The following is a 14,665-nucleotide window of genomic DNA, read 5'->3' on the forward strand; positions in this document are numbered from 1 at the left end:
CCCCTCGAGTGATATAATGAAAACTATGTTCTCACCATTATATCAATGTTACGAATAAGTACAAAGTGAAAAGTAGATGATTTATTTTAAGAGCTATTTAAAATCTTGTATGCAGGAGACTGAGTATGTTTCGAGATAATCGTACAAATGAATTAGTTATATTAAAGGAAATTGCAGAAACATTAAATACATCAAATGATACATATCATGTATTGCAAGCTGTCCTAGAGAAATTACTAAGTGTAACAGGTTTAACGACAGGATGGATTTTTCTTGCGGATGAAAATGGGAAGTATACGAAGTTAATTGATTATCAATTACCAGAGGCACTTACATATGAAAATAAACGCCCGATGTGCGAAGGTGAATGTTGGTGTTTACGAGGTTTTGTAGATGGAAAATTAGAGAGAGCCGTTAATATTATTGAATGTAAAAGAATTAATAATGCAATTGAATATAATTGGGGGGATACGGAGGGCATTCTTCATCATGCTACGGTTCCTTTAAAAGCTGGGGGAGAAAAATTTGGGTTGTTAAATGTTGCAAGTCCGGGTAAAACACATTTTTCAGAAGAAGAATTAGTATTACTCCAATCGGTTGCCTTCCAAATTGGTACGGCTTTAAAGCGAACAAAATTATATGAAAATGAAAAGAGAAGAGCACATTATTATGTGAAATTAGAGCGTTTCATTCAAGATTTAAAAACGATTCATAAGTTTAATGTACTACCTGAAAAAGTGGTAAATCACGTAGGTGAAGTATTTCAATGGAATCAAGTAGCGCTTTTTATTAGGGAGGAAAAAGAATTATCTCTGCGAGCGTCTTACGTTCAGGAAGAGTTAAAAGAGGATATAAAAGAGGCGGCCAAGAGGGCGTTAGAACAAGATGAACCAGTTCTAATAAAACATCAAATAGGACATAATGTACATCTAAATCGAGCTGTTATTGCTACACCAATACATATTCAAAACCATATATTTGGTGTTTTATGTGTTAGCCTGAATAATGGAGAGTTTGATGCTAATACAATAGACGTAATTCAAGCATTATCGAACCATGTTTCGTTAATAATAGAGAATTTGAGGTTAAATGAGCAGCGCCGTGAACTTGTGCGAATGGAAGAAAGAAATCGGTTAGCAAGAGATTTACATGATTCTGTTTCGCAAAAATTATTTTCATTAACCTTCATGACAAAAGGCGCCGAGGCAGTTTTAAAAGGTAAAAATGAAAAGGTAGATCAATCTTTGCATGAGATGCGTGAACTTGCGCAAGGAGCTTTGAAAGAAATGAGGACATTAATTTGGCAGCTTCGTCCGGCGGGATTAGAAAAAGGATTATTGCCAGCTCTAAAGCAGTACGGTGAAAATTTGGGACTGAAAATTAGGGAGCAAGTTACGGGTGTTCGTGATTTACCTCGTGTAGTAGAAGAAGCTTTGTGGCGCATAGGCCAAGAAGCACTGAACAATGTAAGTAAGCATGCAGGTATAAAAGAAGCGACGATTTATTTTACAGTGAATGAGAAAAATGTATCATTAGAAATAGTTGATCAAGGAAAGGGATTTGTGGAAAAGAATATAAAAGAAAAGAAATCACTAGGTATGATTACGATGCGTGAAAGAGTAGAATTAGTTGGTGGAACAATTAAAATTGTAAGTAGTAATAAACGAACGAGCGTAAAAGTAAATGTACCATTATGATGTGAAAATGAGGGAAGTTTGTGAAAATAAAAGTATTGTTAGTTGATGATCATACAGTCGTTTTAAAAGGATTAGCATTTTTCTTAAGTACACAGGAAGATTTAGAGTTAGTTGGAGAAGCGAATAATGGGAAAGAAGCGTTAGTGAAAGTAGGAGAAACAACTCCCGATGTTATATTAATGGATTTATACATGCCTGAAATGGATGGTGTTGAGGCGACGGCATATATTAAAAAAGAGTATCCAAATGTGAAAGTAATTGTATTAACTAGCTTTTCTGATCAGGCGCATGTGTTACCTGCATTAAGGGCTGGAGCAAGTGGGTATATTTTAAAAGATGTAGAACCAGATCAGCTTGTTGAGGCTATTCGAAGCGCATATAAAGGTAATATTCAATTACATCCGGATATAGCAAATGCTCTTCTCTCTCAAACATTACCTGTAGAAGAAAAGGAAGAAGAACCTTCTATTCAAGTGGATGTGCTAACAGCGAGAGAAAATGAAGTATTGCAGCTATTAGCGAAAGGGATGAGCAATAAGGAAGTTGCATCTGTTTTAGTTATTACAGAAAAGACGGTTAAGGCGCATGTAAGTAGCATTTTGAGTAAGTTGAATTTATCTGATCGTACGCAAGCGGCATTATATGCAGTGAAAAATGGAATTGTATAAGACGAAAGTCGTAAGACCAAGTTCGCCTTTGGAAGGTGGACTTTTTTTATGGAAAAATACGTCTATGTGAGGACGAAATTGTCATTATATAAAGATAAAATATGTTTGTAAGCAACAAAACAACAATTACAAGGGATACCTTTTTTGAAAGCATATAACAACATAAGAGTGAGTACTAGGAGGAATAAATAATGGCAACAGTTTTATTCGTTAAAGCAAATAACCGTCCAGCGGAACAAGCAGTTAGTGTAAAATTATATGAGGCATTTTTAGCAAACTATAAAGAAGCACACCCAAATGATACAGTAGTAGAACTTGATTTATATAAAGAAGAATTACCATATGTAGGCGTAGATATGATTAATGGTACATTCAAGGTAGGTAAAGGATTTGATTTAACAGAAGAAGAGGCAAAAGCAGTAGCAGTTGCTGATAAGTATTTAAATCAATTCCTAGAAGCTGATAAAGTTGTTTTCGGCTTCCCATTATGGAACTTAACGATTCCAGCAGTATTGCACACATATATTGATTATTTAAACCGTGCTGGTAAAACGTTCAAATATACGCCAGAGGGTCCAGTTGGCCTAATCGGAGATAAGAAGATTGCATTATTAAATGCAAGAGGCGGCGTATATTCAGAAGGTCCAGCAGCTGAGGTAGAAATGGCTGTTAAATATGTAGCAAGTATGATGGGCTTCTTCGGCGCAACAAACATGGAAACAGTAGTTATTGAAGGGCATAACCAATTCCCAGATAAAGCAGAAGAAATCATTGCTGCAGGTCTTGAAGAAGCAGCTAAAGTAGCAAGTAAATTTTAATTAAAAGTATAATCGTCACTCGAAAAAACAGCATTAACATGTAAACGTTAATGCTGTTTTTTTATATTTTTAGTTCATCAGCAAGTTTTTCTAATGTATTTCGATCTTGTATATAATATGTTCGGCCTTCTTTTCTTAAATAATTTTGTTGGCAAAACTGATTTAATACATATAAAAGATGACGGTAGCTGACATTTAAATATTCCGAGGCCTCGGTATGCTTTTCTATATAACAATTATTTTGCTCTGTTAATAAAATAAAAGCAGCTAATCGATTTTCAAAAGGATAACTATAGTTTTTTGCGTAATTTTCAGTGCGAGTAATTGTCTTTTCTCCAATAAATTTACATAAGTGCTGTAAAAACGTTGCATCTTGTAATAAAAGTTGCTGACAATCTTTAAGAGGAAGTGCCAAACACACACAATCTTCTAGTACTTCAACGGACTTAGTAATATTTTCTACTCCTATTAATCCTAATTCCCCGATAAAAGATGGTGCTTGAATAAAATTAATTAATGAAACCTTCCCGTTTTTATGACTCATATATATTTTTGCCTTCCCAGAAATTAAGTAATAGAGATAAGGGAGAGTATTTCCTTCGCTACATATCATCTCTTTCGTTTGAAAAGAATGTAGCTCTACATATGGCAAGACATGAAATGAAAATAGGGTATGGAATTGATGGATTTGCATGTATTGATAAATTTCTTCCTCATTTTTGCTGATTTTCATATTTTCACCCCTATGTATAGTATGAGATATCTCCTATTATCTTTACAAGAAGGAATGATACGATTTATGTAAATTTGTTTTTGTAGAAAAGAGAGTGTGATGAGTTTATGAAAAAATATAAAACATTGCTATTTGATGTAGATGATACATTATTAGATTTCCAAAAGGCTGAAAAAGTGGCTTTACGGGTGCTTTTTGAAGAGAAGGGAATCCCTTTAACAGACGAGATAGAGGCTCGTTATAAAAAAATAAATAAAGGTCTTTGGGATGCTTTTGAAAAAGGTGAACTATCACGCAATGAAGTTGTAAATACACGATTCTCTCTGTTGTTTAAAGAGTATGGAGAAGAAGTAGACGGAATATTATTCGAAAATAATTACCGTAACTACTTAGAAGAAGGAAATCAACTCATGCAAGGTGCGTTTAAATTTATAAATCAAATTCAAGGGGAGTATGAGTTGTATATAGTGACAAATGGTGTTTCTAAGACGCAAGATAAACGTTTGCGTAATGCAGGGTTACATTCATTGTTTAAAGATGTTTTTGTTTCGGAAGATACAGGTTTTCAAAAGCCGATGAAAGAGTATTTTGATTATGTTTTTGAACGGATTCCTAACTTTGCACCTGAAGAAGGGCTGATTATTGGAGATTCATTAAGCGCGGATATTAAAGGTGGATATGTAGCGGGAATTGATACTTGTTGGTTTAATCCAGAAAGGAAATTAAATGATTGTGGGATTATACCGACATATGAAGTGCATAATTTTGAGGAGTTAGAAGCGTTATTAAAGCAGCATGTGTAATAAAAAAATAGGCAGTGGAGCTTTCATCCCCACTGCCTATTTTTATTAATTTTTATTTTCGTTATGTTTTGGCAGCGGAAAGGCATTCCCGATAGCAGCTGCACCAAGCATGGGCAATAGTAAATTAAGCGGGAAAAACATAAGTAATAGTAATGTTATAGCTATTGGCTTTCGTAACGCATAGCTTGAAATTGCTGTCGTTACGATGGCAACAGATGCTACTGGATCTATAGGAAGAATAGATGCTACAGCGTATCCGATACTTGACCCGGAAAATATAATTGGGAAGATATGTCCACCTCGCCACCCTGTGTTCAAACAAACGGCAGTAATGCACAACTTTAAAATCCCTGAAAGAAGTAGTATCCAAAAAGATAAATGGCTCCATTCAACAACTAATTCTTTTAATTGATGTTCCCCTGAAAATAATGTGTACGGAAGAAAAGTTCCCGCAATTCCTAATAAAATACCACCGATAATTCCGAGTGTCAGTTTGTATTCCCTAAAAGGGTGAATTAACTTCTCTAATGTGAATTCTAACTTGAAATAAAAGAAACCAACTATAGCACCGATACTAGCAAGTGGAAGAAATGCGATCCATTCATTGAAAGAAAGTGCACCTTCCCCGAAATCAACAATAAAGGATCCACGATTATCGAGTTTACTCAGTAGTAAATAAACAGAAAAACCTGCGAAAGTAGTAGCTAAGTATACAATCGCCTTTTTTCCTTTAGAAAAAGCAGCAATTTGTTCCCCCTCATTTTCATTTGGTGCTAAATAACCGAATAATGGTGCGTTAAAAATGACACTTAAAGTAGCTCCAATTCCGATCTCGGTTAGCTCATTCATACCCTTTAAGGCAAATTTAAAGCGATCCCCTACCCATGTGCACAGTCCGCCTATAATTCCAACTAGTGCGGCTTCTGGACCAAGACTAGCACCGAAAATTAAAACAATAATCGCTGTTAAAGTAGCCTGATGGACAAAGCGATATTCGATTCGACCAGTTTTTTTATATTCAGCCATCACTTCAGGCATAAGGCGTGGGTATGTACCGAAATGTTTTTGTGATAGACCAACAAGGACCCCGCCAATTATTGTTACGCAAAGGGTGTAATAAGAGGGAAAAGAGAGAACTTCAGGCAAGTATCCCCAAATAAAGTGGATTCCAATATTTATTGTGACTAAAAATAACCAGACTGTAGCTCCTACTATAGATCCTAGAAGAATGCCATATAGAGCAAGTATGTACTGCATATCTTTTTTATTTGTCATGTTATACCTCCGTTATGTAAATCTTAGTAGGTAAAAAAGTGAAATATACTAGTGAAAAATGGATTGAATATATATAGTATCTTTTTGAGAAGATGGCCTATTCAACATATAGGCTAACTTTAGGGGAATTTGAATTTATAGGTTAAATTACTTATTTAATTTTATAGACTGATTTGAGGTTTTTAAAGGTCTTTTTTGAAATAGACTAGAATATATTTCTTTTGTTGCTTTATATGAAACTGTTAACATTTATTTTAGAACATTCAGAAAAACCGTTTGACATTAGGAAATTATTGCTATAAAATCAACGGTAATTGCATAGTCTTATCAAGAAAAGGTGGAGGGACAGGCCCGATGAAACCTTGGCAACAGCCGTATAACGGAATTGTGCCAAATCCTGCAGGTAGTAATCCTGAGAGATAAGAAAGAGCCTTTAGAGCGTGTTTTCAAACTGCTCCTTTCTTGTTTTCAGGAAAGGGGCAGTTTTTTATTTTGTATAAAAGAAAGGAGAATGAGAGATGGGAGAATCATGGGGAAAAGGAACAATTTGTGTGCAAGGTGGCTATACGCCAAAAAATGGTGAACCACGTGTTTTACCACTTTATCAAAGTACAACATATAAATACGATACTTCAGATGATTTAGCAGCCCTATTTAACTTAGAGGCAGAAGGATATATTTATACACGTATTGGAAACCCTACTCTAGCCGCATTTGAGCAGAAGTTATCAGATTTAGAAGGCGGTGTAGGAGCTGTTGCAACGGCTTCTGGGCAAGCAGCTATTATGCTCGCAGTTTTAAATATTTGTAGTAGTGGGGATCATTTACTTTGTTCTTCAACGGTTTACGGGGGAACGTTTAATTTATTTGGAGTGAGTTTGCGTAAACTGGGCATTGATGTTACGTTCTTTAATCCAAATTTAACGGCAGATGAAATTACGGCGCTTGCTAATGACAAGACGAAACTTATCTATGCAGAATCGTTAGGAAATCCAGCGATGAATGTTTTAAATTTTAAAGAATTTTCAGCTGCTGCTAAAGAATTAGAGGTACCTTTTATCGTTGATAATACATTAGCAACTCCTTATTTATGCCAGGCGTTTGAACATGGGGCAAATATTATTGTTCATTCTACGACGAAGTATATCGATGGGCATGCGAGCTCCTTAGGCGGTATTGTAATTGACGGTGGAAACTTTGATTGGACAAATGGAAAGTATCCTGAACTTGTTGAACCAGATCCAAGTTATCACGGTGTAAGTTACGTTCAAAACTTTGGTGCAGCAGCGTATATTGTGAAAGCACGTGTTCAGCTATTAAGAGATTATGGAAATTGTATGAGCCCATTCAATGCATATATTAGCAATATTGGCTTAGAAACATTGCATTTACGAATGGAACGTCATAGTGAAAATGCTCTTGCAGTTGCTAAGTGGCTTGCTAATCATGAACGTATTGAATGGGTGAATTATCCGGGCTTAGATAGTAATGAAAATTACTCATTGGCACAACAGTACTTGAAAAAAGGTGCTAGTGGTGTTTTAACTTTCGGTATTAAAGGCGGATTAGAAGCAGCAAAAGAATTTATCGCAAATGTAAAACTAGCAACTCTTGTAACACACGTAGCTGATGCACGAACTTGTGTTATACATCCTGCTAGTACGACGCATAGACAATTAAATGCTGAAGATCAGCGTTTAGCTGGTGTTACATCTGATTTAATTCGTTTATCAGTTGGTATAGAAGATGTTTCTGATATTATTGCAGATTTGGAAGCAGCTCTAGTTGGGGGCAAAACACATGCCGATCATAATTGATAAAGATTTACCGGCTCGCAAAGTGTTACAAAAAGAAAATATTTTTGTAATGACGAAGGAGCGAGCGGAAACACAAGATATACGCGCTTTGAAAATTGCTATATTAAATTTAATGCCAACGAAGCAAGACACAGAGGCACAATTACTTCGCTTAATTGGAAACACACCGTTACAATTAGATGTTCATTTGCTTCATATGGAATCACATCTATCTCGTAATGTAACGCAAGAACATTTAACAAGCTTTTATAAAACGTTTCGTGATATTGAAAATGAAAAGTTTGATGGGCTCATTATTACAGGAGCGCCAGTGGAGACCCTTGCTTTTGAAGAGGTAGATTATTGGGAAGAGCTTAAACATATTATGGAGTATTCAAAAACGAATGTAACATCTACGCTCCATATTTGCTGGGGAGCACAGGCTGGCTTGTACTATCATTATGGTGTTCCAAAGTATCCCCTTAAGGAAAAAATGTTCGGTGTATTTGAACATGAAGTTTGCGAGCAACATGTGAAATTGTTACAAGGATTTGATGAATTGTTTTTTGCTCCGCATTCTCGTCATACAGAAGTACGAGAGAATGATATTAGAGGAGTGAAAGACTTAACATTGTTAGCAAACTCTGAAGAAGCAGGTGTTCACCTTGTTATTGGGCCAGAAGGAAGGCAAGTGTTTGCCCTTGGACATAGCGAATATAGTTGTGAGACGTTAAAACAAGAATACGAACGAGATCGTGACAAGGGATTAAATATTGATGTGCCAAAAAACTATTTTAAACATAATAATCCAGATGAAAAGCCGCTTGTTAGGTGGAGGAGTCATGGTAATTTATTGTTTTCTAATTGGTTGAATTATTACGTGTATCAAGAAACCCCTTATATATTGTAAAGAAGGATTGTGTAACACGTGGCAACGTTTTCCTTGTAAAGATTAACCTTTATTTTTCCGAATGTTCAAAATACATTGTTTTTCAGATTTTTTACTCATATAATTTCATCTAAACACAATTTTTGAGGGGTGGACAGTACTATGAAAGAAATTCAAGTTGGGTTATTAGGTCTTGGGACAGTTGGCAGTGGTGTGGTTCGTATTATTACGGATCATCAAGAACGACTCATACACCAAGTAGGTTGTCCAGTGAAGGTAACGAAAGTATTAGTGCAAAACATTGAGAAAGAGAGAGAGGTAGAGGTACCTTCTACTCTATTAACACAAGATGCAAATGAAATTTTAGATAATCCAAATATTGATGTTGTCATTGAAGTGATGGGTGGCATTGATGATGCAAAATCATATATTTTACAAGCTTTAAAAAGCGGAAAGCATATTGTAACTGCAAATAAAGACTTAATGGCATTACATGGAGCTGAATTATTAGCGACAGCAAAAGATAATAAGGCTGATTTATTCTATGAGGCGAGTGTGGCAGGGGGAATTCCAATTTTACGCAGTATCGTAGAAGGACTTTCCTCAGATCTTATTACGAAAGTAATGGGAATTGTAAATGGAACGACAAATTTTATTTTGACGAAAATGTCAGACGAAGGGAGAGCATATAACGACGTGTTAAAAGAAGCCCAACAACTTGGATTTGCAGAAGCAGATCCAACATCAGATGTAGAAGGTTTAGATGCAGCAAGAAAAATGACGATTTTAGCTACTCTCGGTTTCTCTACAAATGTAGAGCTTGGAGACGTGAAAGTAAAAGGGATTACCTCTATTACAGAGGAAGATATTGAATATAGTAAGAGCTTAGGTTATACAATTAAATTAATCGGTCTTGCAAAACGAGATGGTGAAAAATTGGAGGTTACAGTTGAACCAACTTTACTTCCAAATACACATCCTCTTGCGGCAGTACAAAATGAATATAACGCTGTGTATGTGTATGGTGAAGCAGTTGGGGAAACGATGTTTTATGGACCAGGCGCAGGAAGTTTACCAACAGCGACAGCTGTTGTTTCGGATTTAGTTGCTGTAATGCAAAATATTAGATTAGGGGTAACAGGAAATAGTGCTGTAGTCCCACAATATCAAAAAGTATTAAAAGAGCCAGACGAAATTGTCGTGAAAAAGTTTTTAAGACTGCATGTAAAAGACGAAATTGGTGTATTTGCAAAAATTACTTCATTGTTCTCTGAGCGCGGAGTTAGCTTTGAGAAAATTATTCAAATGCCGCTTGAAGAGAAAGGAAAGGCTGAAATTGTAATTGTAACGCATCGTGCGTCTCTTGCTGATTATGATTATATTCTACATACGTTGCAAGGGTATGAAGAAATAGATTGTTTGAAAGCGAACTATCGAATTGAAGGGGATGCTAAGTAGTATCCTTACCATAAAACAGAAAGAGCCTATTAAGCAGCTTGCTTAATAGGCTCTTTTCTATTTAAAATCTGCGTACCAACTTGAATAAATGCTTGGATAATCCAGCCTGTTGTAAAGGATAAGATGATTGTTCCAAAATAGATAGGTCCGTCTAATAAAAAGCTTAACGTTAAAAATAAAAAGGCTAATGAAATCTCTGTTCTTCTAAACGTCCATTTTTTCTTCTCAGCAACCGTTAAAACGAAAGCTTCTTGAGGCGCTGCGCAAAGGTTTGTAGAGACGTAAAGACCAATTCCAGCTCCAACGAATAGATTTCCGCAAATAAGTGTTATATATTTTGGAAGAGAGCGGATAGCGTCCATAATAGTTGTAATGGAACCAATCCAATCAACAAAAAGAGAAATAAGAACCATCGTTACAATTGTACCGATTGTAATTTGTTTTTTATTCCAAAAGAGTACGATAAGTGTAAAAGCAAAGTTAATCATGAAAATCCAAAAACCAATACTTATGCCAAAATTTTGATATAGTGCAATAAAGAAGGAATCATAAGGGCTAAGTCCAAAGGAAGTAATTGTCGTCATCATATTAATACCGATGGCAAGAATGAGTAAACCGCCAATGAAAAATATATATTCTAATTTGAATCGAAGCATAGTTGTATATCCTTTCTAAATGTATTTGCTAGGAAAGGATATATTGTGGAAAGCTTACCAGGTCAAGGGAGAATTTTTGTGAGAAGGGGAAAATGAGATGACAAATATAAGAAAGATTGCTGAACTTGCTGGAGTATCTGTTTCAACTGTTTCACGTGTACTAAATAATCATCCGTACGTAAATGAACAGAAACGAAAAGAAATTTTAGCGATTATAGAAGAATTAAATTACACGCAAAATGTGAATGCAATTCATTTAGTGAAAGGAAAAACGAATGTAATTGGCGTTTTATTGCCACACGTAAATGATCAATATTATAGCGCTATTATCGAGGGGATATCAAAAGAGACAGCAAAGAATAATTATAATATGATGCTTTGCCAGACGAATTATAGCGAAGAAAGAGAACTAGAAATTTTAAATATGTTAAAAATGAAAAAGCTTGATGGGGTTATTATTTGTTCTCGGGCAAATAGTAAGGAGAAGCTTGAAGAATATACAAAATTCGGCCCGATTGTTATGTGTGAAGAAATAGATTCAAAATGCATTTCAAGTGTCCATATCGATTACTACAAAGTATTTTCACTTGGGATGAAAAGCTTAATAGATGCCGGTCATACACATATTGGATATTGTATTGGAAGAAGTAATAGTGTTAATAGCCAAAGACGAAAGAAGGCATATGAAGATTCGCTTCAACAGAGTATCGTAACACCGTTAGAGACCTGGAAATTTGAGGGTTGTTTTACAGTGGAAGATGGACGCAATGTAATTAGAGAATGGGCTCATATGTCAGTAAAACCGACGGCGTTCCTTGTATCTTGTAACCATATTGCAGCGGGGATGGTTACAGAAGCAAAAAAACAAGGAATTCGTATTCCAGAGGATATTACGATTATCGGGTGTGATGATCAAGAGGTGGCAGATATATTGGGTATAACGACGATTTCGCATTCTAGTAAAAACGTTGGAGTAAAAGCGTTTGAATTATTATATGAAAAGATTAATGAAGAGAAATTAGATGTGAAGCATATAGAGTTATTACCAGAGTTAGTAAATAGAGAAACGACGTAATTGCGAAGGTGTGAAAATCGCTTTTCAAAATTTCGTTTGGTATAATTATGGACAATCTATGAGGGCTAAAAGGGGTTTTGATATGAGATCAAAAGTAGTAAAAGTAATTCTACTCATTACAATTGCATCTTTCTGTTTATTTGCATATGGCTTTGTTTCAGGTGTAAATGATGTATTAAATCCGAAAGCTTCAAATTTAATTAAAAAGACCGATGTAGTGGCAAAAGAGAAAAAGAAAACGGGAACGTTACAAATCGTTAGTTTAGGTGATTCATTAACGCGTGGCGTTGGTGATAAAGAAGGAATTGGCTATGTTGGGCGAATGAAAGAGGATTTACAAAAAGATTATAAGCAAAAAATTGCATTAACAAATTTAGCAGTTAGTGGTGCAAAAATGCCCGATTTATTAAAACAAATTGAAAGTAATGGCGCTCAATATTCAATTAAGCAAGCAGATGTAATCGTGTTAACGATTGGTGGGAATGATTTGTTCCCAGGCTGGGAATCGCTTGGGAAAATAGATTTAGAGACGTATCGTCCTGACACAGAAACGTTTCAAAATGAAGCAAAGAAAATTATAGAAGAAATTCGTAAATTAAATACAGATAGTCCGATTTTTTGGCTTGGTTTATACAATCCTTTTGAAGATGTAGAAGATTTAAAAGGGTCTTCAAACATTGTTGTGGACTGGAATGCATCTTTAGAGAAGTTAGCGCTAAACGATAAAAATGTATATATTACACCGACATTTGATTTATTCCAAAACCGCGGGAAAGATTTATTATACTCTGATCATTTTCATCCGAACGAAGTAGGTTATACGTATATGGCAGAACGTTTAGTTCAAAATGTTGTAAGTAAATTAAAACTAGAACAAGGAGGGGTAAAATGACGACGATACTTTCCGTACGAGATTTGAAGAAGGTAATTGGAAAGAAGACTCTTGTAGAGAATATTTCCTTTGATGTAAAGCAAGGAGAAGTGTTCGGGTTCTTAGGACCAAATGGTGCTGGAAAGACGACTACCATTCGAATGTTAGTCGGATTGATTAAGGCGACAGAAGGTACGATTTCTATTGGTGGTTATTCGATTAAGGAAAATTTCAGAGAAGCGATGCGTCAAATTGGGAGTATCGTTGAAAACCCAGAGTTGTATACATATTTAACGGGATGGGAAAATTTAAAGCAATTTGCTCGTATGTTAGGTGATATATCAGATGAACGTATTATTGAAATTGCTGAAATGGTTCATTTAGATGAAAGAATTCATGACAAGGTAAAAACGTACTCACTTGGTATGAAACAACGCCTTGGAATTGCGCAGGCGCTCCTTGGGAATCCAAAATTGCTCATATTAGATGAGCCAACGAATGGTTTAGATCCAGCAGGGATTAGAGAACTTAGGGAATTTATACATAAGCTTGTAAAAGAAGAAAATATGAGCGTGTTTATTTCAAGTCACTTGCTAAGTGAAGTGCAAATGATATGCGATCGCGTTGCTATTATTCATAAAGGAAAGATGATAACAGTTGCCAAGGTTGAAGAATTAATTAAAACAGCAAGTGATCGTGTAGAATGGATTGTTACACCGATTTCTAAGGCGAAAGATATGCTAGAAGCGGCCGAAGAAGTAAGGGAAGTGAGTGTAGAAGGCGAGCGATTACTATGCCGCATGGATATTGCATCTATAAGTAGTTGGAATAAACACTTTGTCGAAAATGAAATAGATGTACATAGCGTTAAGGAGCTTGTATTTACGCTAGAAGATTTATTTATTGAACTCACAAGGGGTGAGCAGCATGCGTGAATTTGCGAATCTAGTTTTAAATGAATCAGAAAAGATTTACCGCAAGAAACGTATTTTTGTTGTCATGCTTATTTTAGCAATCTTGATCCCGCTTTTTGTGTATGCGCAGTATCGTGAAATAGAAACGACACAAAAAAGACTCGGTACAACTGATTGGAAGGTTTCATTGCAACAGCAAATTGTTGATTCTCAGAACCGGTTGAACAATTCTAGGTTGCCAGAAGAATGGCGTGATTGGTTAAAGGTAAGAGTTGAGCAACAACAATATTATTTAGATCATGATATTAATCCGATGGCACCGGGTGCACCGACTTTTGTCAGAGCATTTATTGAACAAGGAATTACATTATTTATTCCGCTTCTCGTAATGATTGTAGCCATTGATATCGTTTCAGGAGAACGAAGTGATGGGACGATGAAGATGTTACTTACGCGGCCAATTCGGCGCTGGAAAATACTCCTTAGTAAATACGTGACGATGTTATTTTTCATTTCGCTCATACTGTTTCTTGTAGGTTTGTTTGCTTACATATTATCAGGGCTTGTATTTGGGTACTCGGGATGGAATTTACCTGTTTTAACAGGATTCGTTATTGATAAGGAAACGTTAAATACGAACTTTGTGCATCTTATTCCGCAGTGGCAATACATCTTAATGGCGTATGGACTAGCCTGGTTTGTTGCTATCGTTGTCGGAACTATATCATTTATGGTCTCTGTTTTAATTCGTAATACACCAGCTGGTATGGGCGTTATGCTAGCTGCATTAATTGCAGGCGGTATTTTAAGCTCGTTCGCAACATCTTGGGAAGGCGCCAAATATATTTTTAGTGTGAATCTATCATTAACGGATTATTTATCAGGAAAATTACCTGCATTACAAGGTCTATCGATGGGATTTTCTTTGATGAATTTAACTGTTTGGGCAGTTGTTTCTCTTGTTATTTCGTTCGTAGTATTTACAAGACAGGATATGGTGAATTAATTAGAC

14 protein-coding genes and 1 riboswitch are annotated in these 14,665 nt (G+C 35.7%); of the genes, 11 read left to right on the plus strand and 3 right to left on the minus strand.

The window, feature by feature from the left end:
* Positions 1–125: 125 nt before the first annotated feature.
* From D1166_RS17035 to D1166_RS17045, 3 genes are all read left to right on the plus strand, one after another.
* A complete protein-coding gene (locus tag D1166_RS17035) occupies positions 126–1,697 on the plus strand; it encodes a GAF domain-containing sensor histidine kinase (RefSeq protein ID WP_000488129.1) in 1,572 nt (523 codons plus the stop codon).
* A 20-nt stretch (positions 1,698–1,717) separates the two neighbouring features.
* Positions 1,718–2,365, plus strand: a complete 648-nt coding sequence (locus D1166_RS17040) for a response regulator (protein WP_000695813.1) — start codon at positions 1,718–1,720, stop codon at positions 2,363–2,365.
* A gap of 191 nt (positions 2,366–2,556) precedes the next feature.
* Positions 2,557–3,183 carry an FMN-dependent NADH-azoreductase gene (locus D1166_RS17045; protein WP_000246735.1) on the plus strand — a complete coding sequence of 209 codons (627 nt, stop codon included), beginning with the start codon at positions 2,557–2,559 and terminating at the stop codon, positions 3,181–3,183.
* A gap of 61 nt (positions 3,184–3,244) precedes the next feature.
* Here D1166_RS17045 and D1166_RS17050 read toward each other — a convergent pair whose 3' ends face one another.
* A complete protein-coding gene (locus tag D1166_RS17050; RefSeq protein ID WP_000703312.1) occupies positions 3,245–3,916 on the minus strand; it encodes a transcriptional regulator YeiL in 672 nt (223 codons plus the stop codon).
* 107 nt (positions 3,917–4,023) lie between these two features.
* Between D1166_RS17050 and D1166_RS17055 the strand changes: the two genes are divergently transcribed.
* The gene (locus D1166_RS17055) at positions 4,024–4,719 is read left to right on the plus strand and encodes a YjjG family noncanonical pyrimidine nucleotidase (RefSeq protein WP_097855692.1); all 696 of its coding nucleotides are present in this window, start codon (positions 4,024–4,026) and stop codon (positions 4,717–4,719) included.
* A gap of 45 nt (positions 4,720–4,764) precedes the next feature.
* On the opposite strand, the gene D1166_RS17060 is transcribed toward D1166_RS17055, so the two are convergent.
* The gene (locus D1166_RS17060) at positions 4,765–5,994 is read right to left on the minus strand and encodes a chloride channel protein (protein WP_000182464.1); all 1,230 of its coding nucleotides are present in this window, start codon (positions 5,992–5,994) and stop codon (positions 4,765–4,767) included.
* Positions 5,995–6,315: 321 nt separating this feature from the next.
* Positions 6,316–6,420, plus strand: a riboswitch (SAM riboswitch).
* Positions 6,421–6,512: 92 nt separating this feature from the next.
* Here D1166_RS17060 and D1166_RS17065 point away from each other — a divergent pair.
* From D1166_RS17065 to D1166_RS17075, 3 genes are all read left to right on the plus strand, one after another.
* Positions 6,513–7,811 (plus strand): bifunctional O-acetylhomoserine aminocarboxypropyltransferase/cysteine synthase, encoded by a 1,299-nt coding sequence (locus tag D1166_RS17065; RefSeq protein ID WP_000504780.1) that lies wholly within the window; start codon positions 6,513–6,515, stop codon positions 7,809–7,811.
* Positions 7,795–8,700, plus strand: coding sequence for a homoserine O-acetyltransferase MetA (gene metA / locus D1166_RS17070; RefSeq protein WP_001121538.1), 906 nt, complete (start codon positions 7,795–7,797; stop codon positions 8,698–8,700). Before D1166_RS17065 ends, metA begins: the two co-directional genes overlap by 17 nt.
* 141 nt (positions 8,701–8,841) lie before the next feature.
* Positions 8,842–10,137, plus strand: a complete 1,296-nt coding sequence (locus tag D1166_RS17075) for a homoserine dehydrogenase (RefSeq protein WP_000659107.1) — start codon at positions 8,842–8,844, stop codon at positions 10,135–10,137.
* Positions 10,138–10,166: 29 nt separating this feature from the next.
* Here the strand turns inward: D1166_RS17075 and D1166_RS17080 are convergent, their stop codons facing one another.
* Entirely contained in the window at positions 10,167–10,793 is a 627-nt protein-coding gene (locus D1166_RS17080) for a YczE/YyaS/YitT family protein (RefSeq protein ID WP_000943411.1), read from the minus strand.
* Between the two features lie 97 nt (positions 10,794–10,890).
* Here D1166_RS17080 and D1166_RS17085 point away from each other — a divergent pair, with 97 nt between their 5' ends.
* From D1166_RS17085 to D1166_RS17100, 4 genes are read left to right on the plus strand one after another with little or no spacing between them, the layout of a single operon-like run.
* On the plus strand, positions 10,891–11,868 hold the full coding sequence (locus D1166_RS17085; protein ID WP_000181959.1) for a LacI family DNA-binding transcriptional regulator: 978 nt from the start codon (positions 10,891–10,893) through the stop codon (positions 11,866–11,868).
* 10 nt (positions 11,869–11,878) lie between these two features.
* Positions 11,879–12,760 (plus strand): SGNH/GDSL hydrolase family protein, encoded by an 882-nt coding sequence (locus D1166_RS17090; RefSeq protein ID WP_002022849.1) that lies wholly within the window; start codon positions 11,879–11,881, stop codon positions 12,758–12,760.
* A complete protein-coding gene (locus D1166_RS17095) occupies positions 12,757–13,674 on the plus strand; it encodes an ABC transporter ATP-binding protein (protein WP_000207720.1) in 918 nt (305 codons plus the stop codon). The genes D1166_RS17090 and D1166_RS17095 overlap by 4 nt, the downstream gene beginning before the upstream one ends.
* On the plus strand, positions 13,667–14,659 hold the full coding sequence (locus D1166_RS17100) for an ABC transporter permease subunit (RefSeq protein WP_001206477.1): 993 nt from the start codon (positions 13,667–13,669) through the stop codon (positions 14,657–14,659). Before D1166_RS17095 ends, D1166_RS17100 begins: the two co-directional genes overlap by 8 nt.
* Positions 14,660–14,665: the final 6 nt, after the last annotated feature.

Source organism: Bacillus sp. ISO11 (assembly GCF_003458115.1).
Lineage (GTDB): Bacteria > Bacillota > Bacilli > Bacillales > Bacillaceae_G > Bacillus_A > Bacillus_A cereus.

Bases quoted from the DNA above. Each gene is read 5' to 3' on its own strand.
- D1166_RS17035 (WP_000488129.1), top strand. From the start codon at position 126: ATGTTTCGAGATAATCGTACAAATGAATTAGTTATATTAAAGGAAATT.
- D1166_RS17045 (WP_000246735.1), top strand. From the start codon at position 2,557: ATGGCAACAGTTTTATTCGTTAAAGCAAATAACCGTCCAGCGGAACAA.
- D1166_RS17050 (WP_000703312.1), bottom strand. From the start codon at position 3,916: ATGAAAATCAGCAAAAATGAGGAAGAAATTTATCAATACATGCAAATC.
- D1166_RS17055 (WP_097855692.1), top strand. From the start codon at position 4,024: ATGAAAAAATATAAAACATTGCTATTTGATGTAGATGATACATTATTA.
- D1166_RS17060 (WP_000182464.1), bottom strand. From the start codon at position 5,994: ATGACAAATAAAAAAGATATGCAGTACATACTTGCTCTATATGGCATT.
- D1166_RS17065 (WP_000504780.1), top strand. From the start codon at position 6,513: ATGGGAGAATCATGGGGAAAAGGAACAATTTGTGTGCAAGGTGGCTAT.
- metA (WP_001121538.1), top strand. From the start codon at position 7,795: ATGCCGATCATAATTGATAAAGATTTACCGGCTCGCAAAGTGTTACAA.
- D1166_RS17075 (WP_000659107.1), top strand. From the start codon at position 8,842: ATGAAAGAAATTCAAGTTGGGTTATTAGGTCTTGGGACAGTTGGCAGT.
- D1166_RS17080 (WP_000943411.1), bottom strand. From the start codon at position 10,793: ATGCTTCGATTCAAATTAGAATATATATTTTTCATTGGCGGTTTACTC.
- D1166_RS17085 (WP_000181959.1), top strand. From the start codon at position 10,891: ATGACAAATATAAGAAAGATTGCTGAACTTGCTGGAGTATCTGTTTCA.
- D1166_RS17095 (WP_000207720.1), top strand. From the start codon at position 12,757: ATGACGACGATACTTTCCGTACGAGATTTGAAGAAGGTAATTGGAAAG.
- D1166_RS17100 (WP_001206477.1), top strand. From the start codon at position 13,667: ATGCGTGAATTTGCGAATCTAGTTTTAAATGAATCAGAAAAGATTTAC.